Below are 25,359 nucleotides of genomic sequence, written 5' to 3'. Positions count from 1 at the left end.
AGCCGATAGATATAGTACAATTAGAGCGATTGGAACCAGACAAATATGAAATGGAGCTGAGTGCAATGGGTTATCAACAAAATTACCAACAATGGGTGAATGAGCCGAGCCTGACGCCTGACCTCCAGGTTGAACTCCAAGCCATGGCTGACTCAGCCACCGAGCAAGAAGAAGCATTTGCCGCCCCAATGGCGTTTGGGACTGCAGGAATGCGCGGGGTGATCGGGGCTGGGATCAACCGGATGAATATTTACACCGTTCGGCAAGCGACTGAAGGTTTGGCCCGTTTTATGGATACCTTGCCAGAGGCACAAAAGCATGCCGGAGTGGCGATTGCTTATGATTCTCGCTATATGAGCCAAGAATTTGCCCACGAAGCCGCTGCTGTATTAGGGGCACATGCGATCCCAAGTTTTGTGTTTGATGCCTTGCGACCAACACCAGAATTGTCGTTTGCGGTGCGTTACCTGAAGACCTACGCCGGGATCATGATCACGGCGAGCCATAATCCGAAACAATATAACGGCTACAAGATCTACGGTCCTGATGGCGGCCAGATGCCGCCTGAAGAATCAGATCGCATCACCGAATATGTGCGCGGGGTCACAGATATTTTCCACATCGAAACCCTGACGACGCGCGAATTACGGGATCAAAATTTGATGACGCTGATCGGCGAAGATGTGGACGAGGCTTATTATCAAGCCGTTGCCACCGTCACGATCGATCACGACTTGATCAAGACCGTCGGCAAAGACATGTCCTTGATCTATACGCCGCTGCATGGGACTGGCCGCATCCCTGCCCAAATGGTATTGCGCAATGCCGGCTTTGAACACTTCCAACTGGTAGCCAAGCAAGCCGTGGCGGATCCAGAATTTGCAACGGTACCATTTCCTAATCCAGAATTCGCACAAGCTTTTGATATGGCGATCGATCTCGGCAAGCAGTCGCATGCTGATGTGCTGATCGCGACTGATCCGGATGCTGATCGGCTGGGTACTGCGGTTTGGGCAGGGGATCATTATCAGCTGCTGACCGGGAATCAAATCGCAAGTCTGTTGCTGCACTATATTCTTGAAGCCCGCAAACAAGCCGGCACCTTGCCAGCCAATGGGGCAGTGGTCAAATCCATTGTTTCCACTGAATTGGCGACAGCAATCGCCAAAGACTATGGCGTGGCCATGATCGATGTGGAAACCGGCTTTAAGTTTATTGGCGATCAGATCAAGCAGTATGAAGAAACCGGGAGCCACGAGTTCTTATTTGGTTTTGAAGAAAGTTATGGCTATTTGATCAAGCCTTTCGTACGCGATAAAGACGCGATCCAGTCGACCGTTTTGTTAGCGGAAGTGGCCGCTTATTATAAGTCCAAGAACATGACCCTTTGGGATGGGATCCAAGCCTTGTATACCCGTTATGGGCATTTTGCGGAAAAGACGGTTGGGGTGGATTTTGAAGGCGTCGATGGCCAACAACAAATGGCGGCATTGATGACGAAGTTCCGTGAGCATCAACCGACTGAATTTGCCGGGGTGGCGGTTGTTCAAGTGCAAGATTACAAAACCCAAACTGCCACCGCAGCTGATGGCACCCAAACGCCGATCGCAATGCCGGTATCAGATGTCTTAAAGTACGTGTTGACCGATGGGACTTGGATCGCGATCCGGCCGTCAGGAACTGAGCCAAAAGTGAAGTTTTATGTGGGCACTAGTGCCGATAGTGAAGCGGCTGCTGATGAGAAGTTAGCCGCATTTGAAGCGGCGCTGCACGCTTTTCGGACTGAAGCTTAGCCAGTTGTACAGTTAAAATCAGGCGTGCAAGCCGATTCAGGGATAGAATCGCGCTTGCACGCCATTTTTGTGGTTTGGCGGAGTTGCTTGTATTTAAGCGATATTCGTGCTACCATTGGTCAAATTTTAACCCGAGGTCATAGGAGGTATGTGCGATGGGAATGCATCAATTTATTCAAGGACTGAGTAATTTAGAGACATTGCGGCGGGCACCAGGATTCTTCAAGTATGCCGAACATAGCGTTGCCGCGCATAGCTTCAAGGTCGCAGAAATCGCGCAATTATTAGGGGATATCGAAGAACATGCCGGCAATACGGTGAATTGGCAGCGATTATATGAAAAAGCATTGAATCATGATTATACCGAGCGCTTTATTGGCGATATCAAAACCCCGGTCAAGTATGCGACGCCTGCTTTACGCTCGATGCTGGCGGATGTCGAGGAATCGATGACTGAAAACTTCATTCAAAACGAGATCCCAGAAGACTATCAAGCGATTTATCGGCGGCGGTTAGGCGAAGGCAAAGACGATACCTTAGAAGGGCAGATCTTAAGCATCGCCGATAAGATCGACCTTTTGTATGAATCCTTTGGTGAAATCGAAAAAGGCAATCCTGAGCGTGTCTTCGTCAATATCTATACGGAAAGCTTATCGGTGGTGATGTCGTTTGAAAAACGGCCGAGCGTGCGGTATTTTCTTGATGAGATCTTACCGGATATGCTGAATGAGGAATTTGCGGATCGGGACATGCTGACCAAGTTGACCCGGGCGATCATGGCCCAAGCTGACCAATCTTGAGGAAAGTAGCGAAAGTGTGTTCGCTATGCTATAATCGTTGCAGGTAAAAGTTGGGATCTCGGTTCCAACTTTTTTATTGGCACATGTTTAGGAGGTAATCCTTTTGATCGAACGAATGGCAGATCGCAAATTTGATTTAGTCTCACCGTATGCCCCAGCAGGCGATCAACCGCAAGCCATCAAGAAGCTCACGCAAGGGTTCTTGAATGGTGAAAAAGAACAGATCCTGCTTGGCGCCACAGGGACTGGCAAGACGTTTACGATGAGTAACGTCATTGCGAATCTGAATAAGCCGACTTTGATCTTGTCGCATAACAAGACCTTAGCGGGCCAGTTGTACGGTGAATTCAAAGAGTTTTTCCCGCACAATGCGGTGGAGTATTTTGTGTCTTATTATGATTACTACCAACCTGAAGCTTACGTGCCGAGTTCGGATACTTATATCGAAAAAGATTCTGCGATCAACGATGAAATCGATAAGCTGCGGCATAGCGCCACATCAGCGTTATTGGAACGTAATGATGTGATCGTGGTGGCGTCGGTGTCGTCGATTTTTGGTTTGGGCAGTCCGACCGAATATCGTGATCACGTGTTATCCCTGCGCGTTGGGATGCAGATCGATCGCAATACGCTGCTGCGGCAGTTGGTCGATATCCAGTTTGACCGTAATGATATTGACTTCCAACGCGGCCGGTTCCGTGTTCGCGGCGATGTCGTCGAGATCTTTCCAGCCAGTCGCGATGACCATGCGATCCGGGTGGAGTTTTTCGGCGATGAAATCGACCGGATCACCGAAGTAGATGCCTTGACTGGCGAAGTGGTGGGAAACCGCGAACATGTGGCTATTTTCCCAGCGACGCACTTCATGACGTCTGATGATCAGTTGGAAGAAGGGATCCGCCGCATCAGTGCCGAATTGGATGAACGATTGGTCGAATTGCGCGATCAAGGGAAATTGCTTGAAGCGCAGCGGCTGGAGCAGCGGACCAATTATGATCTTGAAATGCTTAAAGAAATGGGCTATACCAACGGCATCGAGAATTATTCCCGGCATATGGAAGGCCGCAAGCAAGGCGAGCCGCCATTTACGCTGTTGGACTTTTTCCCCAAGGACTTCATGATCATGGTGGATGAATCTCACGTGACCATGCCGCAAGTCCGCGGGATGTATAACGGCGACCGGGCGCGTAAGCAGACGCTGATCGATTATGGGTTTCGCTTGCCCAGTGCTTTGGACAATCGCCCGCTGATGCTGCCTGAATTTGAAAAACATGTGCATCAGATCCTCTATGTGTCGGCGACGCCAGGGCCTTATGAAATGGATCGCGTCCCGAAAAAAGACGTGGCTGAACAGATCATTCGGCCAACTGGGTTGCTGGATCCGCTCATCGAGGTGCGCCCGATCATGGGGCAAATCGATGACTTGGTTGGGGAGATCAACCAGCGCATCGAGAAACACGAGCGGGTCTTCGTGACGACTTTGACCAAGAAAATGGCGGAGGATCTGACCGATTACCTCAAGGAAATGGGGATCAAAGTGCGTTATTTGCACTCGGATATCAAGACGCTTGAACGGACTCAGATCATTAGAGATCTGCGGTTAGGCAAATTTGATGTATTGATCGGGATCAACTTATTGCGTGAAGGCATCGATGTGCCTGAAGTGTCCTTGATCGCGATCTTAGATGCGGATAAAGAAGGTTTCTTGCGCGCAGAGCGGTCGCTGATCCAAACCATCGGCCGCGCCAGCCGTAATTCCCATGGGAAAGTGATCATGTATGCTGATAAGATCACCGATTCGATGGAAGGAGCGATTTCTGAAACCAAGCGGCGGCGGCAGATCCAAGAGGCGTTCAACGAAGCGCATCATATCACCCCTAAGACGATCATTAAACCGATCCGGGATGCGATTTCAAGCGTCGATACGAGCAATGTTGATCAAACCGATAAAGATAAAACCTTTGCTGAAGTCGATTTAGCCGATATGACCAAGAAAGAACGGCAGCAATTAGTCGGCAACCTTGAAAAGCAAATGCAAGCCGCCGCCAAGAAGCTTGACTTTGAACAAGCCGCGACCTTGCGGGATACCATCTTAGAACTTAAAGCGGAGATGTAATATGGCAAATGATAAAATTGTGATCCACGGTGCGCGTGCGCATAACTTAAAAGACATTGACGTGTCGATCCCTCGCAACAAGCTGGTGGTCATGACGGGCTTATCCGGCTCCGGCAAATCCAGTTTAGCCTTTGATACGCTTTATGCTGAAGGCCAGCGCCGGTATGTTGAAAGCCTTTCTGCCTATGCCCGCCAGTTTTTGGGGCAAATGGATAAGCCTGATGTGGACTCGATCGATGGCCTCAGCCCGGCAATATCGATCGACCAAAAAACCACGTCGAAAAATCCGCGGTCGACAGTCGGGACGGTCACTGAGATCAACGACTATCTGCGCTTGCTTTGGGCGCGTATCGGCCACCCGATTTGTCCTAATGATGGCACCCCGATCACGAGTCAAAGTGTCGAACAAATGGTCAATCGAGTCCAGCAGCTTGACGAACGAACGCGCATCCAGATCTTGAGCCCGATCGTGCGCCACAAAAAAGGTGCCCACAAGAAAGTCTTAGAAAAGATCATTCGTGAAGGTTATGTGCGCATGCGCGTCGATGGCGAGGTGATGGATGCGACGGCTGATATCGAACTGGACAAAAACAAGAATCACGATATTGATATCGTGATCGACCGGATCGTCGTGAAGCATGATGATACTGACGCACGCAGCCGCTTGTTTGATTCGTTTGAAGCCGCTTTGCGTTTGAGCGAAGGCTACGCCACAGTTGATGTGATCGGGGCAGAACCGCTGATTTTTTCTGAACATTTTGCCTGTCCGCTTTGCGGCTTTACCATTGGCGTTTTGGAACCGCGGCTGTTTTCATTCAACGCGCCGTTTGGGGCATGCCCTGAATGTGACGGCTTGGGGATGAAGCTGGATGTGGATGTGGATCTGGTGATCCCAGATCCTGCGTTAACGATCGCGCAAGGGGCAGTGGCGCCATGGAGCTCGGCGACGGCTAATTACTATCCGTCGATGTTGCGCCAAGCATGTGAGGCATTTGGTGTGCCCATGGACAAGCCTTGGCAAGACTTGACTGCTAAGCAACAGGACTTGGTTTTATATGGCAGTCAAGGCAAGGAATTCCATTTTCATGCAGATAGTGATTTTGGCGTGCGTGACGTGGATGCGCCTTTTGAAGGGGTCATGAATAACGTCGAGCGGCGTTATCACTCTAACAATTATGCCTTCGGGTCTGATCAAATGCGCCAATATATGACTGCCTTGACTTGCCCGGTATGCCATGGGAAGCGGTTGAACCGGCAGGCGTTGGCAGTTAAGGTCCAAGGACGCGATATTGCCGAAGCGTCCAACTTATCGATCAAAGAGGCCTTGCCGTTTTTCCAAGGGATCAGTTTGTCGGAAAATGAACGAGTGATCGCCCAGCCAATCGTGAAGGAAGTGAATGACCGGCTCACGTTCTTAGAAAACGTTGGGTTGGATTATTTGACCTTATCGCGTTCTGCAGGGACCTTGTCTGGTGGCGAAGCCCAACGCATTCGCTTGGCGACGCAAATCGGGTCAAACCTCAGCGGGGTTTTGTATATTCTCGATGAGCCTTCGATCGGGTTGCATCAGCGGGATAATGATCGCTTGATCCGTTCCTTGAAGAAAATGCGCGACTTAGGCAATACCTTGATCGTGGTCGAACACGATGAAGACACCATGCTGGCTGCGGATTATCTCATTGATGTGGGCCCAGGTGCAGGGGACAATGGCGGCCAGATCATGGCGGCTGGGACGCCAAAGCAAGTGATGCGTTCACGCAAGTCGCTGACAGGGCAATATTTGGCAGGGAAGAAATTTATCCCTGTGCCCACGTCCCGCCGTCCTGGTAATGGCAAAACGATCCGGATCGTCGGGGCTGCCGACCATAATCTCAAAGCGATCGACGTTGATTTTCCCTTAGGCAAGTTCATCGCCGTTACCGGCGTGTCTGGGTCAGGTAAGTCGACGTTGGTGAACTCGATTTTAAAGCGGGCCTTGGCGCAAAAACTGTACCGCAACTCGAACAAACCGGGGAAATTCAAACAGCTGCTCGGATGGGAAAACATCGAGAAGCTCGTGGATATCGATCAAAGTCCGATCGGCCGCACACCGCGTTCGAATCCGGCGACTTATACCGGGGTGTTCAATGATATTCGTGCGCTTTTTGCCCAAACTAACGAGGCCAAATTGCGCGGTTACACCCAAGGACGATTTTCCTTCAACGTTAAAGGCGGCCGCTGTGAAAACTGTAAAGGTGACGGTATCATCAAGATCGAGATGAACTTCTTGCCTGATGTTTATGTCCCTTGCGAAGTGTGTCATGGCAAACGGTATAACTCTGAAACCTTGGAAGTGACTTACAAAGGCAAGAGCATCGCAGATGTCTTGGATATGACGATCGATGAAGCCGTGCAGTTTTTTGCCCCGATCCCCAAGATCGCCCGGAAGCTTCAGACCATCATCGATGTTGGCTTGGGTTATGTGACGATGGGGCAAAGTGCCACGACATTGTCCGGCGGCGAAGCGCAACGGATGAAGTTAGCCTCTGAGCTGCAAAAATTATCGACTGGGAAGAATTTCTATATTCTTGATGAACCCACGACTGGCTTGCATACCGATGATATTCGCCGGTTGTTAGATGTTTTGCAGCGGTTGGTGGATGAAGGCAACACCGTGTTGGTGATCGAACATAATTTAGATGTGATCAAGACGGCAGATTGGCTGATCGATCTTGGCCCTGAAGGCGGCGACGGTGGCGGTACGGTGATCGCAACCGGCACGCCTGAAGCGCTGGCGAAAGTGCCAAACAGTTACACCGGCCAATATCTGGCCCCGATCTTGGCGCGCGATAAAGCACGGATGGCGGCACAAAGCACGCATCACTAAATTGAAGCAAAAGACAGCGGGTGAGTCAGCAATGACTGACTCGCTATTTTGTTGCTTCGCGTGACTGCCCTGGCAGGCTTGATCATGATCAAGACCGAAGAGGTTTGTATCCGGTTAAGAGATTGGGTATGATGAAAGGGTAAAAGAAAGCAGGGATATGATGTTTAAAACAACACATTTTGGGTTTGACTGGGGCGAATTTATTACTGGGATCGCCTTATTGATCGCCGCGGTCGTCATGTTGCGGCATCCAGGGGCGACGATGCTGACATTGAGTTTTATCTTTGCCATTATCGCGATCATTCGGGGGATCGCCACTCTGGCTGCTTTCAGTAAGCTGCATGAGCTGACTGGGGTGCGGGCATGGGTTTCGCTAGTTGCCGGGATCATCGATCTGTTAGTCGGCGTCTTGTTCTTGTTTGATCTGGAGTCGGGCGTGATGGCGTTAGCGTACTTTTTTGCCACCTGGTTTTTGATCGACAGCATCGCCAACTTGCTTAATGCCAGTCATTTACGTGATGCCGGCTTGCCTTGGCTGATCTTGAATATCTTATTTGATTTGCTGGCCATCTTGATCAGCTTGTTGTTGTTCATGCAGCCGGTTTTATCAGCAGTGGGGATCGTCACGATCTTAGCGATGTTCGTGGCAGTTTGGGGCGTCAACGCGCTGGTGCTCGCGTTTGGCCGCCGATACTTATAAACCTGATGCGGCATGTCGGAAGCGACATTGCCGCTTTTTTTACATGCCGGGCGTATCAATGACACGCCCGGCATGTTATACTAGGCACATTACCTAAGGCGAGTCGCCTAAAAAGAGGAGATAATATGACAGATCAACCATTAAACCTCGTTGTGATCACCGGGATGTCTGGTGCCGGGAAGACGGTGGCGATCCAATCGTTTGAAGATTTAGGTTATTTTTGCGTTGACAACATGCCGCCTGCATTACTGCCTAAATTCGGTGAGTTGTTGAAAGAATCAGGTAAGATCACCAAGGTGGCTTTAGTCGTGGATCTGCGCAGTCAGGCGTTTTATGACCAAATCATCGATATGCTGGCCAATCTTGACAGCACTGCCTTTGTCACGACGCAGATCTTATTTTTAGATGCCACCGATGCGGAATTAGTTTCCCGCTACAAAGAAACGCGGCGCAGCCACCCATTAGCAATGGAAGGACGTTTGATGGATGGGATCAAAAAGGAGCGGGCATTGCTCACTGAGCTGCGCAACCGCGCGCAGGTGGTGATCGATACGACCAATCTCAGCCCGCGCCAATTGCGTGAGAAGCTTTTTGTCACCTTTAAATCAGCCAGCCACCCGACGTTTCATTTGGAAGTGATGTCATTTGGGTTTAAATACGGCTTGCCGATCGATGCCGATATCGTCATGGATGTGCGCTTTTTGCCCAATCCTTATTATGTGCCAGAATTTCGTGAACAAACCGGTAAAGATCAGCCTGTGTATGATTACGTCATGAGCAAACCGGAGGCGGAAAGTTTTTACGCGAAATTCTATGGCATGTTGACGGAAATCATGCCGCAATACCAAAAAGAAGGCAAGACCAGTGTCACGATCGCCATTGGCTGTACCGGCGGCCAGCATCGCAGTGTCGCCTTTGCAGAGCGTTTAGGCCATGATTTTGAAGCCGCCTATCCAGTCGATATCACGCATCGCGACATCAACAAGCGTAAAGCGACGGTGAATCGCTCATGAGCGCGAATACGAATAAGATCATTCGAGTGATCCGTGGCCGCCGGCCGAAAGTCGTGGTCATCGGCGGCGGCACGGGCTTACCGGTGATTGTCAAGAGTTTGCATGAACAAAATGCGGATATCACTGCGATCGTCACGGTTGCCGATGACGGCGGCTCAAGCGGCGTGATCCGCGACTACATCAACGTGGTGCCGCCTGGCGATATCCGCAATGTGTTAGTGGCATTAGCCGACATGCCAGGATTGCAGCGGGATGTGTTTCAATATCGGTTTGATTCCAGTGACAGCTTCTTCGCCGGGCATGCGATCGGCAATTTGATCATTGCGGCCTTATCTGAGATGAAAGGCGGCATTTTCCCAGCGATTCAAGCCCTGTCGCAGATGCTCAATGTGGATGGCCACATTTATCCGGCATCTAATACCCCATTGACGCTGCATGCCGATTTTGCCGATGGGACGAGTTTGACCGGTGAAGCGGAGATCACAGCAGCAGGCAAGCAGATCAAACGCGTTTCTGTTGGCCAAACCGATCCGGCAGAGACTCACGAGCCAGAAGCCGAACAAGCGGTCATTGATGCGATCATGGCAGCAGATGTCGTGGTGTTAGGGCCAGGGAGCTTATTCACCAGTATTTTGCCTAACTTGATGATCCATAACTTAGGCGAAGCGGTGAAAAAGACGCGCGCCGAAGTGATTTATATCGTGAATATCATGACGCAAAAAGGTGAAACTGAACATTTTACCGATGCCCAACACGTCCAAGTCTTGCATGATCATCTTGGAGAGCCTTTCGTGGACACGGTATTAGTGAACATTGCCCCAGTACCAGCAGATTATTTGGATCATCAAAAATATAACGAGATCTTAAGCCCAGTCGAATCGGATTATCAAGCGTTGCGGCAAATGGGGTGTCGGGTGATCTCAGCTGATTTCTTGCAGCTGCGTGACCACGGCGTCTTCCACGATGGCGATAAGGTGGCTGCTGAGATCTTAAATCTCGCGTTTCAAGTCGGTACCATGAAAAAGAGGTGACATTATGGCCAGCTTTGCCAGCCTAGTTAAAAAAGAACTGACGCAACTCGAAGTCCATCCAGAACACGCCAAAGCAGAATTGTCGGCGCTGATCCGGATGAATGGCAGCTTGGGCATCCAAAACCATCAATTTGTGTTGAATGTGCAAACTGAAAATCCAGCGATCGCACGGCGGATCTATGCCCTTTTGCGGCAAGTGTATGCTGTTGAAGCGAATTTGATCGTCCGCCGTAAGATGAAACTAAAGAAGAATAATCAATATGTCGTGCGGCTGGCGGCAAAGGTCAATGCGGTATTAGCTGATCTGGACATTTTGGATGCCAGCGGCTTGTCGATCCAAACGGCGGTAGGCCCTAAAGTGATGGACGAGCCGCAACGATGCCGCTCGTATTTGCGCGGGGCGTTTCTTGCCGGCGGGTCCGTCAACAACCCGGAGACGTCACGCTATCACTTAGAGATCTACTCCTTGTATCAAGACCATAATCAAGACATTTTGACCATGATGAATGGTTTTGGGCTCAATGCCCGCACCGTCGAACGCCGCAGCGGCTACATCGTTTATCTCAAAGAAGCCGAAAAGATCGCTGATTTTCTGCAGGTGATCGGCGCGACGAATGCCATGTTGAAATTTGAAGATGTCCGCATCGTTAGGGATATGCGCAATTCAGTGAATCGCTTGGTCAACTGTGAAACTGCCAACTTGAATAAGACAGTCGATGCGGCCCAGCGCCAAATCGAAAATATCAATTATCTCAAAGACCATGGCACCTTAGACAGCTTGCCGGAAAAGCTGCGGGAAGTGGCCATGCTGCGGTTGGAACATCCAGACGTATCGTTGAAAGAATTAGGCGAAATGGTGCCAAGCGGGGCGATTTCTAAGTCTGGGATCAACCATCGTCTGCGCAAATTGAACCAAATCGCAGAAGGCTATCAACAGCCGCAAGACGCGTAGTGTTTGCACAAGCAAAATAATCGTGTACAATAATATTGATCTTTGAAGGAGGCTTTGGGTATGGTGAAACCGATTCATTTAGATGAACAGTTGTGCTTTTCGATCTATAAAGCACAAAAGCAGTTCAATCATTTTTATGCACAGGCGCTAGCGCCGTTTAAGCTAACGTACCCGCAATACATCACCTTGTTGTCGCTGTATGAACATGGGACGATGTCAGTCAAAGAAGTCGGCCAGACTTTAGCATTAGATAGCGGGACCTTGACACCGTTAATGAAGCGTTTAGAAAAAGATGGTTGGATCACCCGCAAACGTTCTGCAGTCGATGAACGCCGCGTGGATGTGAGTTTGACTGCCAAAGCCTTGTCTTTGCGTGACGAGATATACGAGCACGTCGGGTCTTGTGTCAGTGCCATCGATTTGTCGCATGATGAGTTTGAAGCAGTCAAAACCGGCGTTGATAACGTGGATGCCAAGCTAACTGCCGCTATTACCCAGCCAACACGTTAAGAAATCACAGAATATACTTGCATTGTGGCCCCTAATCACGTAAGATAATTAGGTACTTGCGCGGTTAGTGTAATGGATCGCACGTGAGATTCCGGTTCTCGAAATCCGGGTTCGACTCCCGGGCTGCGCAGAATGCCCTGCAATTGGGGCAAATAGGGAACAACAAACGCCTAGAAATAGGCGTTTTTATTTTGCGGAAAAGTGGGGAATTTTAAAAAAGGTGGCAGTTCTGGCAAGATCTTTGCGAACATCGGTTTGTTAATAATCTAAATGAGCAATGGCATACTCGGCTTCTGCTGGGGTAAAACCTTCACCATATTCGGAAACAAGTTGCGCATAGATTTTTGCTTGGGACATGTTCATGCTGCTTTGGTAGGTGCGTGCTGTGGCTAAAGCGTTGGCATTGTAGTCAACACTGATATGCGCCAAAGCATAATTGGCGGCGTCTGCGGAGAATTGTGCCCCATATTCTGAAGTGAGTTGTTTGTAAGGGCGCGTTTTAGACATGTGCATCATATCTGCATATCTTTGTGCCGTGATCACAGCATTTTGGTATTCTATAGGAATACTGGAGCTGCTGGATTGCACAGAGGTGGGTGCATCAATTGTGTTTTGTGTATCTGTGTGATCACTTGGCGCATCGCTGGCGGCTGTCTCGGCTTCATTGTTGCTTTGATCGGCTGCTTTAGCGAGCTTTTGCGTTGGCGCGGGTTCAGGCGCCGGTTGGTTGAGCTTGGACCAAGGGGTACCCGCCAAGCCCAAGCCGATGACTGCACCAACTACCCAAAACCAAACGCGCCTGTAAAACGGTTTTTTCATCTTAGCCCTCCGCTTGAATCTTCACTGAAGCATCATTCAGCTGCTTGAATGTTAGATACGCAAAAAATCGCGTTGCCGCTTCTTTGTGCAAAAAATTGAATGAATGTGCTATGCTTAATTCGAAAAAAAGTCGATCTTAACGTTTGACCTTTTTTGACTTTTGACGTATGCTTAGCACTGTAATTAATTGAGTGCTAATTTGGATGACGCACTATAGGAGGTTTCTCTATGCTAGTACCGACAGTCGTTGAACAAACCAGCCGTGGCGAACGCGCCTACGACATTTATTCTCGCTTACTCAAAGACCGGATCATCATGTTATCCGGTGAGATCAATGATCAAGTTGCCAACTCCATCATCGCCCAATTGCTGTTTTTGGACGCACAAGATTCCGATAAGGATATCTATTTGTATATCAACAGCCCAGGTGGTGTGATCACTTCTGGATTAGCGATTTTAGACACCATGAACTTGATCAAGTCTGATGTGCAAACCATTGCCATTGGGATGGCTGCCTCGATGGCATCCGTACTGTTGGCTTCCGGGACGAAAGGCAAGCGCTTTGCGCTACCACATTCTGAAGTCTTGATCCATCAACCTTTAGGCGGGGCACAAGGGCAACAGACCGAAATCGAAATCGCTGCGCAACAGATCTTAAAGGCGCGTGAAAGCTTAAATGGGATCTTATCTGCCGCCACTGGCAAAGACGTTGAGACGATTAAGGCCGACACCGAACGCGATCATTATTTGACTGCGCAAGAAGCTAAGGATTACGGCTTGATCGATGACATCTTAGTGCAAAAAGCAGATCAAAAGTAAAACTAGCATCACGGCGGGCCGATTTTCGGCCTGTTTTTTTTGGTTCAAGCGGTTCAAGGCGACGGAGCGCTTGGCAAAATGCTGGACAAAACCGCGTTAAAATGAAAATTCAGTGAGCTTTAAGCCGAACGCTTTCATGAAATTAAAGCTCAACCACGAAAACGAAAGCCTTTGCAACGCGAATGGTCAGCCTGGGTCTAAACAAAACATTCCATTGTAGCAAAAGCGTGCGTATTCTAAGGCAAAAAACTTGCGCGGGTTTTCAGGGATTGCTATAATAAGAATCGTTGGTAAGGAAGAACAGTCACTCACTGGAATTCCTAATTTTTTTGCCCAGCATGGGTCGCTTAGCGACACAGGTGGACATATAACGACCCACTGAAGAAGGATACAACATGCAATCTGAATTCGCCTGGATCGAAGCAATCGCGCCTGACTTGGTTGGTGTCGTGACCAAACGGTACCAGATCCTCCAATACATCAGCTGGTTAGCCCCAGTTGGTCGTAGGACGCTGGCTGACCAACTGAAGATCTCTGAACGGGTATTGCGGACTGAAACTGATTTTCTGCGGCAACAAGGGTTGCTGGAAAGCTCAAAATCGGGAATGGTCTTGACCGCTAAGGGAATCGACGTTTTTCAAGGACTCGAACAGCTGATGAATCAACTGCTGGGCTTTAAGGAAGACGAAAAACGGTTAGCCGCCAAATTAGGGATCGAACATTGCATTATCGTCAACGGGGACGCCGATCAAAGCGTGCGCGTGTTAGACGAAATGGGTAAGGTCTTGGATGACACCTTGCAAGTCTTGTTACCTGCTGGACGGTTGACCATTGCCGTAATGGGTGGCAGCACGATGGCGCGCGTGGCCGGACAGTTGACGTATAAACTGTCCACGGGTCGGGAATTAACGTTTGTGCCTGCCCGCGGCGGCGTTGGTGAAGCTGTGGCGATCCAAGCAAATTCGGTTGCTGCAAGTATGGCGGAAGCGACTGATAGCCGCTTCCGCGTACTATACATTCCTGAAAACGTGAGTGCGGAAACTTACCAGCCATTATTGAAAGAACCAGCCGTTCAAGAAGTCTTACAAATGATTGACAACGCGCAGGTCGTGATTCATAGTATAGGTGACGCACTGGTGATGGCTAAGCGCCGTTCAATGTCACCGCAGGCCTTACAGAAACTCAAAGCACAACAGGCAGTTTCTGAAACCTTTGGCACGTTTTTCAACGCCCAAGGAGAGGTCATTTACAAGATCCCAAGAATCGGTTTGACGATCCCGGATCTTGATCATATTCCGTATGTCTTTGCCGTTGCCGGTGGCCGCAGTAAGGCCCAAGCAATTGCCGCATACATGCACAACGCACCAACTCGTACGTGGTTGATCACGGATGTTGGTGCTGCAAACTCGATTTTAACTGGGGAGACCCGTTAGAATAAAACTCTTATTTCCTAAAGGAGGAAATTTTAGCATGACTGTTAAAATTGGTATCAATGGTTTCGGCCGCATCGGTCGTTTGGCTTTCCGCCGCATCTTCGAATTAGGCGCACAATCTGGCGACATCGAAGTTGTTGCGATCAACGACTTGACAAGCCCAGCTATGTTGGCTCACCTGCTGAAGTATGATTCCACTCATGGCACTTTCCCGGGCGAAGTTAGCGCGACCGACAACGGTATCGTTGTTAACGGTAAGGAATACCGCGTTTATGCTGAACCTCAAGCTCAAAACATTCCGTGGGTTAAGAACGACGGCGTTGAATACGTCCTCGAATGTACCGGTTTCTACACCTCTGCTGAAAAGGCCCAAGCTCACTTGGACGCTGGCGCACAACGTGTTCTGATCTCCGCCCCAGCCGGCAAGATCCGTACCATCGTTTACAACGTCAACGATGACACTTTGACCGCTGATGACAAGATCGTTTCCGCCGGTTCTTGCACAACCAACTGCCTTGCACCGATGGCTTACTTCCTGAACAAGGAATTCGGTATCGAAGTTGGTACCATGACGACGGTTCACGCTTACACCTCCACACAGATGCTGCTTGACGGCCCTGTTCGCGGTGGTAACCTCCGTGCTGCTCGTTCCGCTGCTGTGAACACTATTCCTCATAGCACCGGTGCTGCTAAGGCTATCGGTATCGTTATCCCAGAACTTAACGGCAAGCTCCAGGGCCACGCACAACGTGTCTCTGTTGTTGATGGTTCTTTGACCGAATTGGTTTCCATCTTGAAGACCAAGAACGTTACTGCTGACCAAGTCAACGAAGCGATCAAGAAGCACACTGAAGGTAACGAATCCTTCGGTTACAATGCTGACCAAATCGTTTCCTCTGACGTTATCGGCACGACTTATGGTTCGATCTTTGATCCTACCCAAACTGAAGTTACCACCGCTGGTGACTTCCAATTAGTTAAGACGGTTGCTTGGTACGACAACGAATACGGCTTCACTTGCCAAATGATTCGTACCTTACTGAAGTTTGCTACCCTGTAATCTCTGATTACGAGTAACTTCTTCTGAACCGCATGAAGAGGGCGGAGGGAGTTTCTCCCTCCGCCCTTTTTCTAAGCGGTGGCATCGTGACTGATGGCTTAGTCGCGGTGTTTAAATGAGCGCGCACTGGCGTAAACGTTCATTTAAGCACCGCGGTTTGGTCATGAGTTTGGCTTAACATACAAAGTATTCCAACTTTATTAGGAGGGTTTTATTCAATGGCGAAATTAATCGTTTCCGACTTGGACGTTAAGGACAAAAAGGTCCTAGTTCGTGTCGACTTCAATGTGCCGATCAAAGACGGCGTCATCGGTGATGACAACCGTATCGTGGCGGCATTACCAACGATCCAATATATCATCGACAATGGTGGCAAAGCGATCTTGCTTTCTCACCTTGGCCGGGTAAAGACTGAAGAAGACAAGGCTAAGTTGAGCCTGCGTCCAGTGGCAGAACGCCTTAGCGAACTGCTGAAAAAGCCGGTTACCTTCGTTCCTGCAACTCGTGGCGCAGAACTCGAAGATGCGATTGCTAAGATGAATGACGGCGATGTCTTGGTTATGGAAAACACCCGTTTCGAAGACCTTGACGGCAAGAAAGAATCTAAGAACGATCCAGAATTAGGCAAGTACTGGGCTTCTTTAGGCGATCTGTACGTGAACGATGCGTTCGGTACCGCTCATCGTTCCCATGCGTCTAACGTTGGGATCTCTTCTAACATGCCACAAGCAGCTGCTGGCTTCTTGATGGAAAAAGAAATCAAGTTCTTAGGCGATGCAGTTGAAAACCCTAAGCACCCATTCGTTGCGATTTTAGGCGGCGCCAAAGTTTCTGATAAGATCGGCGTGATTTCTAACTTGATCGAAAAAGCGGATAAGATCATTGTCGGCGGCGGCATGACTTATACCTTCTACGCTGCTAAGGGCTTGTCTATCGGTAAGTCTTTGGTTGAAGCAGATAAGATCGACTTAGCCAAGCAGATCATGGCTGAAGCTGGCGACAAGTTAGTCTTGCCAGTTGACAACGTGGTTGCCACCGAATTCTCCAACGACGCCCCGCATAAGGTTGTCGAAGGTGACATTCCTGACGGCTACATGGCATTAGATATCGGCCCGAAGTCTGTTGAAGACTTCAAAGCGGTATTGAAGACTGCTAAGACGGTGGTTTGGAACGGCCCGATGGGTGTGTTCGAAATGCCTAACTATGCCAAAGGCACGCTTGAAGTCGGCGAAGCCCTCGGCGACTTGACGGATGCTACCACGATCATCGGTGGTGGGGACTCGACTGCTGCTGCTAAGCAACTTGGCATCGCCCCTAAGATCACCCATATCTCCACTGGTGGCGGCGCTTCGCTTGAATACCTTGAAGGTAAGGAATTACCTGGTATCGCTGCGATCACCAACAAATAATCATTGCTGATGCGTCACTGATTGACGCTGTGATGATGCTATTGGATCCGTTCAATATCAAAGGAGATAAAACATGCGTACACCGATTATGGCCGGGAACTGGAAAATGAATAAGAACCCGGAAGAAACCCAAGCGTTCTTAGATGGCGTCAAGGGCAAGTTACCAGAAGCCAGCAAGGTCGAAACTGTGATCGCAGCCCCTGCGATCGATTTGACGACTTTAGTTGCCGGCGCACAAGGCACACCGTTGAAGACTGCCGCTGAAAACTGCTACTTCGAAAACGAAGGGGCCTTCACTGGCGAAACCAGCCCTAAGGCATTAAAGGAAATGGGCCTTGACTATGTGGTCATCGGCCACTCCGAACGCCGCGGCTATTTCCACGAAACTGATGAAGACATCAACAAAAAGGCTAAGGCAATCTTAGCCAATGGGTTGTTGCCGATCATCTGCTGTGGTGAAAGTCTTGAACAACGCGAAGCTGGTCAAACCAATGACTGGATCGCTTATCAAGTTGCCGGCGCATTAGTGGGTTTGTCTGCTGATGACGTGAAGAAGAGCGTGATCGCTTACGAACCAATCTGGGCGATCGGCACCGGCAAGACCGCTTCTGCTGATCAAGCACAAGCAGTGGTGGCACACGTGCGGGCAACCGTGAAGAAGCTTTATGATGCAGAAACTGCAGATGCTGTCCGGATCCTTTACGGCGGCTCGGTCAAGCCTGCTAATGTGAAGGAATTAATGGCCAAAGAAGACATCGACGGCGGCTTAGTCGGCGGCGCTTCGATGGATCCTGAATCCTTCATCGCCTTGGCGAACTACCAAGATTAATTGCCAGCTGTTGCTGACTGTTTCGCGCACCATTTGACGCTTTTGCCAGAGTCGCGAATCTGGCAGTTGAATCGTTGAATATACGCAAATTTTCCAACCATAAAAGGAGAGAAATTTATGTCTATCATTACTGACGTTTTAGCCCGCGAAGTCTTGGACTCCCGTGGCAACCCTACTGTTGAAGTTGAACTTTACACTGAAGATGGCGGCTTTGGCCGTGCATTAGTGCCATCAGGTGCATCTACTGGTGAACACGAAGCCGTTGAATTACGTGACGGTGACAAGGATCGCTTCGGCGGCAAAGGCGTCTTGAAGGCCGTTGGCCATGTCAACGACGACATTGCTAAAGCTGTGATCGGCTTAGACGTAACCGACCAACGCTTGATCGACAAGACCATGATCGACTTAGACGGTACCCCTAATAAGGGCAAGTTCGGCGCCAACGCCATTTTAGGTGTTTCCTTGGCTGCTGCGCGTGCCGCTGCTGCTGAAGTGGGCTTGCCATTGTACGAATACCTTGGCGGCCCTAACGGCCATGTGCTTCCTACTCCGATGATGAACGTTATCAATGGTGGCGCTCACTCTACTAACACGATCGATTTCCAAGAATTCATGATCATGCCTGTTGGTGCCAAGACGGTTCGCGAAGCCATCCGCATGGGTTCCGAAACTTTCCACGCCTTACAAGCCCTCTTGAAGTCTAAGGGTGACATCACTTCCGTCGGTGACGAAGGTGGTTTCGCACCTAACTTGAAAGACAACGAAGAAGCTTTTGAATTCTTAGTTGAAGCGATCACCAACGCCGGCTACAAGCCAGGTGTCGATGTTGCCATCGCCTTTGACGTGGCTTCTTCTGAATTCTACGATCCAGAAACCAAGCGTTACACCTTGAAGTGGTCTGATCCTGACACTTCCTACAGCACTTCCGAATTTATCGACTTGATTGCAGGCTTTGTTGCTAAGTACCCAATCGTTTCGATCGAAGATCCTATCGACGAAAACGACTGGGAAGGCTGGCAGGAAATCACCACTAAGTTGGGCGACAAAGTGCAACTTGTCGGTGATGACTTGTTTGTTACCAACACCGATTACCTGAAGAAGGGGATCGACATGGGCGTGGCCAACTCCATCTTGATCAAGCTCAACCAAATCGGTACCTTGACCGAAACCTTCGAAGCTATCGAAATGGCTAAGGAAGCCGGCTACTCTGCCGTTGTTTCCCACCGTTCTGGTGAAACCGAAGACACCACGATCGCTGACTTGGTGGTTGCAACCAACGCCGGCCAAATCAAGACTGGTTCCATGAGCCGTACCGACCGGATCGCGAAGTACAACCAACTCATGCGGATCGAAGACGAACTGGGCTCCTCTGCACAATACAAGGGTCGCCAGTCCTTCTACAACGTTAAGGAAGTTAAGAACTACAAGGGTTAATACCCAAACTTTCGCTGAAGCACTTCTCTGGACGCAGAGAAGTGCTTTTTTTCATGCCCTTTCGCCGCTATAATGGAAGTAGTTTGTTCGATGGGGGAAAAGTATGCACAGTCATTTGCCAAAAATCGATACCACACGATTGAAATTTGTGATCCAAGGGCTAGGCGTTGGCTTATTGACCGGGGTCGTGATCAGTTTGTTTCGCTTATCGATCGAAAAGATCCTGGCTTTCATGCAAAGTGTCTACGCCCAACCGACCCCGATGCGGCTTTTGTTGGTGGCCGGCGGCAGTGTGGGGTTGGCGCTGGTGGTGGCATATCTGTTGCATGCTGAACCGAATATCTCCGGTTCTGGGATCCCTCAAGTTGAAGGCCAACTGCAAGGCGAGCTGGAATTTCACTGGTGGTCGATCTTGTGGAAAAAATTCGTCGCTGGCATCTTAAGCATTGGCCCAGGGCTGTTTCTCGGTCGTGAAGGGCCATCGATCCAGCTTGGCGCGGCAGTGGGTCAAGGGGTCGCAGAAGGCTTGCATCGACATGGCAGTGATCGCCGGATCTTGATCGCTTCCGGATCTGCGGCGGGGTTGGCGGCGGCGTTTAATGCGCCGATCGCCGGGACCTTGTTCGTGTTGGAGGAAGTGTATCATAATTTCAGCCCATTGGTTTGGATCACGAGTTTGGCCTCCGCTTTAGGCGCTGATTTTATTTCGTTGAATGTCTTTGGTGAAGTCCCAGTGTTGCACCTGACTTATACGCGTAGCATGCCGGTGGCTTTATATTGGCATTTGTTATTATTAGGTATTTTGCTCGGGGTTTTGGGGTATGCGTATCAGCGCGTTTTATTGGCCATGCCTCAGCTTTATGCCAAAACGCATCTGCCGCGGTATTTGCAAGGGGTGGTGCCGTTTTTGTTGGTCATTCCCATCGGCGTCATGGCCCCTGGGATCTTAGGCGGCGGCAACGGGATGATCATCGGTTTCGGCAAATTGGTGCCGAGTCTGGGGATCTTATTGGCCATTTTTGCCACGCGCTTTGTTTTTTCGATGATCTCCTATGGTTCCGGTTTGCCAGGCGGGATCTTCTTGCCGATCTTGAGTTTAGGGGCGGTGATCGGGGCGATCTATGCGGTCTTTATGGTGCAGATTGGCTGGCTGCCACCGGTATATGTGATGAATTTGATCATTTTCTCAATGGCAGGGTACTTTGCCGGAATCGGCAAAGCGCCGTTTACGGCGATCTTGTTGATCACAGAAATGGTTGGGAATTTAACGCATTTGATGCCGATGGCAGTCTTGGCGTTAGTGGCGTATGTCGTCGTGGATCTATTGGGCGGCGCCCCGATCTACGAATCCTTATTACGCCGGATGACGGTTCCTAAGCAAATCGAAGCGATCCATCGGATGGATCGCCTCGAGCTGCCAGTATTTGCTGGCAGTCCGTTAGAAGGCTTGCAAGTTCGGGATTTTTCTTGGCCGAAACAGACGTTGTTGATCGGCATCAACCGCGGTGAAGATCAAGTGATCCCCCATGGCGATACCGTGATCCGCGCAGGGGATACGCTGGTGTTATTGACCGATGCGGCCAAGCGTGCGCAAGTGCGCCAACAGATCCATCGCCTGGCGGCAAAGTTGGCGCGGCGAGGGTGAGACCCATCGATTTTCGGCCAGGTGCTAGTCACCGGCTGTGCTTTGTGATACCCTACTATTAGTAGTCTATCCGCGCGGGCACACCGCGCATAGGAGGAAATAACTTGCAAGGTCTATTCACAAATTTGCTTATCATTGACTCGATCTTGATCGTGATCGCGACTTTGATGCAACCAAGTAAGCAACAAGATGCCCTGAGTGCGTTATCTGGTGGGGCGACCGACTTATTCGGGAAGCAGAAGTCACGGGGATTTGAAGCCTTCATGGAGAAAGTGACCGTGGTTTTAGGCGTCTTATTCTTCGCCTTCTCGTTGGTGTTGGTGTACCTATCATCTCATTAACGAAAGTCTCCTAACTATGGGAGACTTTTTTTACAGTTAGGAGGATGCGCGTGTTCAGACAGCCGCAATCATTCGAAGAAGCAGGGGCCGATGTCGGGATCGTTTTATTGCATGCCTATACTGGCAGCCCTAATGATATGCGTTTATTAGGAGCCGCCTTGGCACGGGCTGGTTATGGGGTGTATGCGCCGAAGTTTACGGGGCATGGCACCATTGACCCGCAGCAGGTATTGGCGGCCACACCGGCGCAATGGTGGGCAGATACGCAAGCAGCAGTTGCCCATATGGCGGCGCAATATCCGCGAGTCGCGATTTTTGGCTTATCGCTAGGCGGGATGTTTGCCATGAAGGCCTTGCAAGAGCTGCCTGCCGTTGCCTTAGGCGGCGTGTTATCGTCGCCGATCGTGGCAGGGAAGCAAAATATCGTGCCGAATTTTTTGAAGTATAATCGCTACATGCGGCGCTTGGCAGAATTGCCGGATAACAGTGAGCGCGTTAAGCCGCAAGTACAAGCGCAGTTAGCGGAGATCGCTTTGTTTGCCAAACCGGTGGCAGCGGCGTTAGCCACCGTGAAAAAGCCGGTGTTTATTGGCCAAGCCGGGGCAGATCAAATGATCGACCCTAACCGGGCGGTGGCGTTGCGCAAGCAGCTGGTCAATGCTTCGGTCAGCTGGCATTGGTATGCTGGCGTCGATCATGTGATCACCGTCAACGCCGCCCACCATCAATTAGAAACTGATATTATTGAATTTATGAAAACGAGGGACAAATAAATGACCACAGTCGGCCACATGAGAAATGAATTACTCGCCGCTTTTAGGCGCAACCCGCAAATCGCCTTTAGTACCGCCAGCTTGAATCGGGCCTTAAAATTGACCGGGGCAGAAGACTTCAAAGTGCTGGTACAAGCGTTGACGGGATTAGAAAATGATGATCTGATCCATGCCACCGGGGAGAGTTTGTATCAATTAGGCGCGAAACCGCAAGCGTTAGAAGGCGTTTTTCATGGGAATGAAAAAGGCTTTGGATTTGTTGCGGTTGAAGATCAAGAAAATGATTATTTCATCGCGCCGCCAGCGACGCACTTTGCCTTAGACGGCGATACGGTTGAGATCCAAGTGACGCGCCAAGCGCGGCCAGGCGATTCCCGCGGCTCTGAAGCGCAAGTGGTCAAGATCATTGAGCGCAAGCTGAGCCGCTTAGTCGGCGAATATACCCCGTTAGCTGATGCTGAGGCACAGCGGACCGGGTTTATTGGCATGGTCATCAGCCATGAAAAGAAGTTGAAGAACTTCCCAGTATTGATCAAAAATACTGGCATGATCCCAGAATTGGGCGACATGCTGATGGTGGAGATCACTGATTATCCTGATGCGGATCATCCCAAGCAAATGCGCGGGATCGTCAGCGAAAACCTAGGGAATAAAAATGCCCCAGGGGTAGATGTGATGGCATTGGTTTTGGCCAATGATATTCATACCGAATACCCTGAAGACGCAATGGCCCAAGCCAATGCGATCCCAGATCACGTGACCGATGAAGACCGGAAGAACCGGCGTGACATCACCGATCAGCCAGTGGTCACGATCGATGGCGATGACTCAAAAGACTTTGACGATGCGGTTGTCGCTTGGCAGCTGCCCAATGGCAACTATCATCTTGGCGTCCATATTGCCGATGTGTCCTATTATGTGACAGAAGGCTCACCGCTCGATCATGAAACTTATGAACGCGGGACGAGTACTTACTTAACCGATCGCGTCATCCCGATGCTGCCTTTCCGGTTGTCTAACGGGATCTGTTCGTTGAACCCGGATGTCGATCGCTTGGCGATGTCGTGTGATATGGAAATCACCCCTGACGGCAAAGTGGTCAATCATGATATTTACCAAAGTGTGATCCGCTCACATGGACGTTTAACTTATAACAACGTCAACAAGATCTTGACGGACAAAGATGAAGCGGTCCGGGCCCAATACAAAGACTTGGTGCCAATGTTAGAGCTGATGGGCGATTTGCATCAGATCTTGTATAAAATGCGGCATGATCGCGGCGCCATTGACTTTGAAGAAAATGAAGCCAAGATCATCGTGGATGAAAATGGTCATCCCACAGACATTGTGCTGCGCGAGCGCGGCTTGTCTGAACGCATGATCGAATCCTTCATGCTGGAAGCCAATGAAACCGTTGCGGAACACTATAACAAGCTGCATCTGCCATTCTTATACCGGGTGCATGAAACACCAGATGACGATCGGATCAAAGACTTCATGGAATTTCTTGCCACCTTCGGGATCCAGATCCCGATCAAAAAAGGCGCCAAGCTGACGCCTAAGATGCTGCAAGAAGTCAATACTTCTGTTGCCGGGACACCAGAAGAAATGATGGTCAATGTGAAGATGCTGCGGAGTTTGAAGCAGGCGCATTATTCTGATGATCCGCTTGGCCATTTTGGGATCGCGGCGCCTTATTATTGTCACTTTACCAGTCCGATCCGGCGCTATCCGGATCTGATCGTGCATCGCTTGATCCGCAGTTATGCCACACAAGGGGCTGGTGAAGACGTCCAAGCAGCTTGGGCGGAAAAGCTCCCTGACATTGCCGTGCAAACTTCTGTGCGTGAGCGGCATAGCGTCGACGCCGAACGCGCAGTAGACGACTTGAAGAAGGCTGAATTCATGGCCGATAAAGTCGGTGAAGACTTCGATGCCGTCGTGTCTGGCGTCGCTGGATTTGGGATGTTTGTCGCCTTACCGAATACGGTTGAAGGTTTAGTGCATATTTCGCGGATGAAAGATGACTACTATGCGTTTGTTGAAAATCAAATGGCGTTAGTCGGCGAACGGACGCACAAGACCTTCCGGATCGGCCAAACTTGTCGGGTACATTTAGACAACGTGGATGTCGAACAACGGCAAATCGATTTTTCTTTGATCCCAACAGATGATATCCCAACCAGTGATATCGAAGTCAAGCGCGAAACGCGCAGCCGCGGGCAAAAGCATAGCGATGGACCGCGGAACAACCAGCGCGGCGGCCAACATGGCAACAATAATAATCACAACAGTCGCGGCAACAATAAGCCGTTTAACGGCTTAAGCAGCCAACTCAAGCAAAATCACGGCGGCAACCGCAAACGCTATAACGGCAAGCGCGATCCAAAGTAACCTGCGGCGGCCAGTTGGAAAAGAGGGGTCCTCATGGCAAAGAAAATGAAACCAAAGCCCGATAACCTTTTGGCCCAAAATAAAAAGGCCGGCCACGATTATAATATTCTGGAAACTTATGAGGCAGGGGTCGCATTGACTGGGACCGAGATCAAATCGGTCCGTGCCGGCAAAACGACCTTGCGCGACGGCTTCGCACGGATCCGCAATGGGGAAGCTTGGCTGGAAAATGTCCATATTACCCCGTATAAGGAAGGCAATCAGTTCAACGTCGATCCATTGCGCAACCGCAAGCTTTTGCTGCACAAAAAAGAAATTCGCAAGCTAGAAGAAGCGCTGACGCAAAAAGGGCTGACGGCAGTCCCTTTGCGGATGTATCTTAAGCATGGCTATGCCAAAGTCTTGATCGGCGTCGCGCAAGGGAAAAAGAATTACGACAAGCGTGAAAGCTTAAAGCGCAAAGATCAAGAACGCGACATTCAACGGGCGATGAAAGAACGTTATTGAGCGCAAAAGATGGGCATGCTGCCCATCTTTTTTTGTGCGACGAATTGTCAACTCAAGTGCAACTTTTTGCCTAGGTAAACCTCAGATGGTGTCTTCCAGCCTAAGACCTTGCGTG

General features: G+C 50.0%; 21 protein-coding genes and 1 tRNA gene. 21 read left to right on the top strand and 1 reads right to left on the bottom strand.

What is annotated here, in order from left to right; translation table 11 throughout:
- Window positions 1–65 precede the first annotated feature (65 nt).
- The 10 genes from EKM91_RS02860 (at window position 66) to EKM91_RS02815 (ending at window position 11,911) form a co-directional block, all read left to right on the top strand.
- On the top strand, window positions 66–1,793 hold the full coding sequence (locus tag EKM91_RS02860; RefSeq protein WP_125749495.1) for a phospho-sugar mutase: 1,728 nt from the start codon (window positions 66–68) through the stop codon (window positions 1,791–1,793).
- 155 nt (window positions 1,794–1,948) lie between these two features.
- Complete coding sequence (locus tag EKM91_RS02855) at window positions 1,949–2,593, top strand: HD domain-containing protein (protein WP_125749491.1); 645 nt, start codon at window positions 1,949–1,951, stop codon at window positions 2,591–2,593.
- Window positions 2,594–2,696: 103 nt separating this feature from the next.
- Window positions 2,697–4,709, top strand: coding sequence for an excinuclease ABC subunit UvrB (uvrB, locus tag EKM91_RS02850; RefSeq protein ID WP_125749488.1), 2,013 nt, complete (start codon window positions 2,697–2,699; stop codon window positions 4,707–4,709).
- Between the two features lies 1 nt (window position 4,710).
- On the top strand, window positions 4,711–7,575 hold the full coding sequence (uvrA, locus tag EKM91_RS02845) for an excinuclease ABC subunit UvrA (protein WP_125749484.1): 2,865 nt from the start codon (window positions 4,711–4,713) through the stop codon (window positions 7,573–7,575).
- A gap of 160 nt (window positions 7,576–7,735) precedes the next feature.
- Window positions 7,736–8,275 carry an HdeD family acid-resistance protein gene (locus EKM91_RS02840; RefSeq protein ID WP_125749480.1) on the top strand — a complete coding sequence of 180 codons (540 nt, stop codon included), beginning with the start codon at window positions 7,736–7,738 and terminating at the stop codon, window positions 8,273–8,275.
- Window positions 8,276–8,400: 125 nt separating this feature from the next.
- Window positions 8,401–9,288, top strand: coding sequence for an RNase adapter RapZ (gene rapZ / locus EKM91_RS02835; RefSeq protein ID WP_125749477.1), 888 nt, complete (start codon window positions 8,401–8,403; stop codon window positions 9,286–9,288).
- A complete protein-coding gene (locus EKM91_RS02830; RefSeq protein WP_125749474.1) occupies window positions 9,285–10,319 on the top strand; it encodes a gluconeogenesis factor YvcK family protein in 1,035 nt (344 codons plus the stop codon). The genes rapZ and EKM91_RS02830 overlap by 4 nt, the downstream gene beginning before the upstream one ends.
- Window positions 10,320–10,323: 4 nt before the next feature.
- Window positions 10,324–11,271, top strand: coding sequence for a DNA-binding protein WhiA (gene whiA / locus EKM91_RS02825; protein WP_125749470.1), 948 nt, complete (start codon window positions 10,324–10,326; stop codon window positions 11,269–11,271).
- Between the two features lie 60 nt (window positions 11,272–11,331).
- The gene (locus EKM91_RS02820; protein WP_125749467.1) at window positions 11,332–11,781 is read left to right on the top strand and encodes a MarR family winged helix-turn-helix transcriptional regulator; all 450 of its coding nucleotides are present in this window, start codon (window positions 11,332–11,334) and stop codon (window positions 11,779–11,781) included.
- 58 nt (window positions 11,782–11,839) lie between these two features.
- Window positions 11,840–11,911, top strand: a tRNA-Arg gene (locus tag EKM91_RS02815).
- 128 nt (window positions 11,912–12,039) lie between these two features.
- On the opposite strand, the gene EKM91_RS02810 is transcribed toward EKM91_RS02815, so the two are convergent.
- On the bottom strand, window positions 12,040–12,600 hold the full coding sequence (locus EKM91_RS02810; RefSeq protein WP_125749464.1) for an Ltp family lipoprotein: 561 nt from the start codon (window positions 12,598–12,600) through the stop codon (window positions 12,040–12,042).
- Between the two features lie 228 nt (window positions 12,601–12,828).
- Between EKM91_RS02810 and clpP the strand changes: the two genes are divergently transcribed.
- From clpP to smpB, 11 genes are all read left to right on the top strand, one after another.
- The gene (gene clpP / locus EKM91_RS02805; protein ID WP_125749461.1) at window positions 12,829–13,419 is read left to right on the top strand and encodes an ATP-dependent Clp endopeptidase proteolytic subunit ClpP; all 591 of its coding nucleotides are present in this window, start codon (window positions 12,829–12,831) and stop codon (window positions 13,417–13,419) included.
- Between the two features lie 395 nt (window positions 13,420–13,814).
- Window positions 13,815–14,852 (top strand): sugar-binding transcriptional regulator, encoded by a 1,038-nt coding sequence (locus tag EKM91_RS02800; RefSeq protein WP_125749458.1) that lies wholly within the window; start codon window positions 13,815–13,817, stop codon window positions 14,850–14,852.
- A gap of 37 nt (window positions 14,853–14,889) precedes the next feature.
- Window positions 14,890–15,912 (top strand): type I glyceraldehyde-3-phosphate dehydrogenase, encoded by a 1,023-nt coding sequence (gap, locus tag EKM91_RS02795; RefSeq protein ID WP_125749455.1) that lies wholly within the window; start codon window positions 14,890–14,892, stop codon window positions 15,910–15,912.
- A 218-nt stretch (window positions 15,913–16,130) separates the two neighbouring features.
- Window positions 16,131–17,321 carry a phosphoglycerate kinase gene (locus tag EKM91_RS02790; RefSeq protein WP_125749452.1) on the top strand — a complete coding sequence of 397 codons (1,191 nt, stop codon included), beginning with the start codon at window positions 16,131–16,133 and terminating at the stop codon, window positions 17,319–17,321.
- Window positions 17,322–17,394: 73 nt separating this feature from the next.
- The gene (gene tpiA / locus EKM91_RS02785) at window positions 17,395–18,150 is read left to right on the top strand and encodes a triose-phosphate isomerase (RefSeq protein WP_125749449.1); all 756 of its coding nucleotides are present in this window, start codon (window positions 17,395–17,397) and stop codon (window positions 18,148–18,150) included.
- A gap of 117 nt (window positions 18,151–18,267) precedes the next feature.
- On the top strand, window positions 18,268–19,584 hold the full coding sequence (eno, locus tag EKM91_RS02780) for a phosphopyruvate hydratase (RefSeq protein WP_125749446.1): 1,317 nt from the start codon (window positions 18,268–18,270) through the stop codon (window positions 19,582–19,584).
- A gap of 103 nt (window positions 19,585–19,687) precedes the next feature.
- The gene (locus tag EKM91_RS02775; RefSeq protein WP_125749442.1) at window positions 19,688–21,229 is read left to right on the top strand and encodes a ClC family H(+)/Cl(-) exchange transporter; all 1,542 of its coding nucleotides are present in this window, start codon (window positions 19,688–19,690) and stop codon (window positions 21,227–21,229) included.
- 104 nt (window positions 21,230–21,333) lie between these two features.
- Window positions 21,334–21,570 carry a preprotein translocase subunit SecG gene (gene secG / locus EKM91_RS02770; RefSeq protein ID WP_125749439.1) on the top strand — a complete coding sequence of 79 codons (237 nt, stop codon included), beginning with the start codon at window positions 21,334–21,336 and terminating at the stop codon, window positions 21,568–21,570.
- A 44-nt stretch (window positions 21,571–21,614) separates the two neighbouring features.
- Window positions 21,615–22,343, top strand: a complete 729-nt coding sequence (locus EKM91_RS02765) for an alpha/beta hydrolase (RefSeq protein WP_125749436.1) — start codon at window positions 21,615–21,617, stop codon at window positions 22,341–22,343.
- Window positions 22,344–24,737, top strand: a complete 2,394-nt coding sequence (gene rnr / locus EKM91_RS02760) for a ribonuclease R (protein ID WP_125749433.1) — start codon at window positions 22,344–22,346, stop codon at window positions 24,735–24,737.
- 33 nt (window positions 24,738–24,770) lie between these two features.
- Entirely contained in the window at window positions 24,771–25,244 is a 474-nt protein-coding gene (gene smpB / locus EKM91_RS02755) for an SsrA-binding protein SmpB (protein WP_125749430.1), read from the top strand.
- The last annotated feature ends 115 nt before the right edge of the window (window positions 25,245–25,359 follow it).

This window comes from Lacticaseibacillus baoqingensis, from assembly GCF_003946165.1.
Taxonomy (GTDB): Bacteria; Bacillota; Bacilli; order Lactobacillales; family Lactobacillaceae; genus Lacticaseibacillus; species Lacticaseibacillus baoqingensis.
Note: the sequence above shows the minus strand (reverse complement) of the source record. Positions and strands in the feature narration are given on the sequence as shown.